General features: G+C 71.6%; 2 protein-coding genes and 1 tRNA gene. 1 reads left to right on the plus strand and 2 read right to left on the minus strand.

Annotation, left to right across the window (positions count from 1 at the left end):
• Window positions 1-247: 247 nt before the first annotated feature.
• Together ABZ914_RS50935 and ABZ914_RS50940 are read right to left on the minus strand one after the other, a co-directional pair.
• Window positions 248-342 (minus strand) — tRNA-OTHER (locus tag ABZ914_RS50935).
• Window positions 343-384: 42 nt separating this feature from the next.
• Window positions 385-1116: a DUF7873 family protein gene (locus ABZ914_RS50940; RefSeq protein WP_433252464.1), complete on the minus strand. Its 732-nt coding sequence runs from the start codon at window positions 1114-1116 to the stop codon at window positions 385-387.
• Between the two features lie 208 nt (window positions 1117-1324).
• Between ABZ914_RS50940 and ABZ914_RS50945 the strand changes: the two genes are divergently transcribed.
• Entirely contained in the window at window positions 1325-1741 is a 417-nt protein-coding gene (locus tag ABZ914_RS50945; protein WP_500201761.1) for a plectin, read from the plus strand.
• The last annotated feature ends 25 nt before the right edge of the window (window positions 1742-1766 follow it).

Consider the following 1766-nt stretch of genomic DNA (forward strand, 5'->3'; position numbering starts at 1 on the left):
GAGTCCCGGGGCCCTTGGTGGTTCCGCCCTGATGCGCGCACCGGCGCGTTTCCGGGGGACGGTCAGGTTCAGTTCGCCGTGTTCTCCCTTTGAACCACCGCCGCACGAGAGCGGCGGACCAGATTCGAACTGGCACCTCGGCGACCTTCGCCGTCCCCCGCCCGCCGGTGACGGGCGGAGATGCTGAGACTGGAGCGAGAGCCTGAGATTCATGGGCTGCTCTGCCGCTGAGCTACCGGGGCCCGAGTGCTCCGGGGAGGATTCGAACCTCCGCTGACGCCACGTGATCAAGCTGAACTTCATTCTCAGCTTCGGGCTTGCGCCCGACCCCCGCGCTCCAGCGGGGGAGTCTTCAGTTGTGCGGCCCGCGTCACCGCGGGCGGTTCAGGCGAAAAGGTAGCCGAAGACGGCCTCGCCCACCTTGCGGTCGGTGACCTCCGCGCCGTTGGCCTCCTCGCGGGCGAACTTGACCGCCGCCTGCAGCTTGGCGACGCGCTCGCGCAGCTCGTTCACCCGGCGCGCGGGCAGGGCGCCGGAGAAGGCGGTCCTGGTCCAGGTGCCGACGATGACGTCCTCGGTGTAGGTCTCCACCTGGGCGGGGTGCTCGGTGGTCGCCTCGTACAGGACGTGCGCGCGCGGGATCTTCTTGGTGCGGGTCGTCCTGACCGGCTCGGTCCGCCACACGTCGGCGGACTCGTCGAACGTCCACGACTCGGCGGCGTCGAGCACCGGGAGCCGGTCGACAAGGGCGGCCAGCTCGGTGAGCTGCTTCTCCAGGAACAGCAGGTGCGCCACCGGGACCTGCTCCAGGACGGTCCGGCCGTCGACGGTGACGTCGGCGCGGGCGTCGCAGTTGGCCCAGTCCTTGGTGGCGGTGATGTCGAAGAGCCGGGTGAGCGCCGCCGCGACCTCCTTGAGCGTCCCCTCCGCCTTCACCTGCACGCGGGTGGACTCGGGCGGCAGCGACTCGCCCTCGTCGTCGAGCGGCTGGTAGGTGCGGGAGATGCCGGACAGCAGCGCGGTCTTCTGCAGCCGCTGGCCGATCTCGGCGATCTCGCGCTGCGCGCGGCTCTTCGCGCCCTTCTCGACCGCGATGATCTGGTTGAGCTTCGCCATGGTCCGTCGCCTCCCCGTGTTTCCGGCGGAAACGGTACTGATCCCGGATCTTCCTCGCATCCCGATTTCGGGCCGGCGGGGCGTCGCCCAGCGTTACCTTACTGCGTAAAGGTGCCGAGTTCGGTGTCCGGCGTCACACCCGGCGGGCGGCGCGCGTACGCTGGCCTCGATCGGACGATGAAGATCGTGAGCTTGAGGGAGTATCGCCATGCCGCTGATCCGCAGGGTGGACAAGGACGTCGCGGAGCAGTACGAGGCCGACGAGCGGCTGGCCGCCGACTACGAGGCGCGCCTCGCGGCCGCGCGCGAGGCCGAGCGCGCGCTGCGGGACGCCCAGGGCGCGGACGTGCCCGGGCCGGAGCTGCACGAGCTGACCATCGCCTTCGACCAGGCCATGACCGAGGTGCTCGCCGCGGCGGAGGCGGCCGAGCGGATCGCGATGGGCCCGAAGACCTACGTGTCCGACGCGCAGGACGCCAAGGCCCGCCGCGCCGCGGAGATCGCGCGCCGCAAGGCCAAGGCGCGCCCGTCCGTGCGGCCGTGGACCGACGAGGTCGACCGGCTGCGCACCGCGCGGGAGGCGCACCGGCTGAGCTTCCGGACGCGCCCCGCCGCAGCCGTCTGAGCGGCCGCGCAGGGGCGCTGCCGCC

The sequence above is a fragment of the Spirillospora sp. NPDC046719 genome (assembly GCF_040645715.1).
Classification (GTDB): Bacteria; Actinomycetota; Actinomycetes; order Streptosporangiales; family Streptosporangiaceae; genus Spirillospora.

Bases quoted from the DNA above. Each gene is read 5' to 3' on its own strand.
- ABZ914_RS50940 (WP_433252464.1), bottom strand. From the start codon at position 1,116: ATGGCGAAGCTCAACCAGATCATCGCGGTCGAGAAGGGCGCGAAGAGC.
- ABZ914_RS50945 (WP_500201761.1), top strand. From the start codon at position 1,325: ATGCCGCTGATCCGCAGGGTGGACAAGGACGTCGCGGAGCAGTACGAG.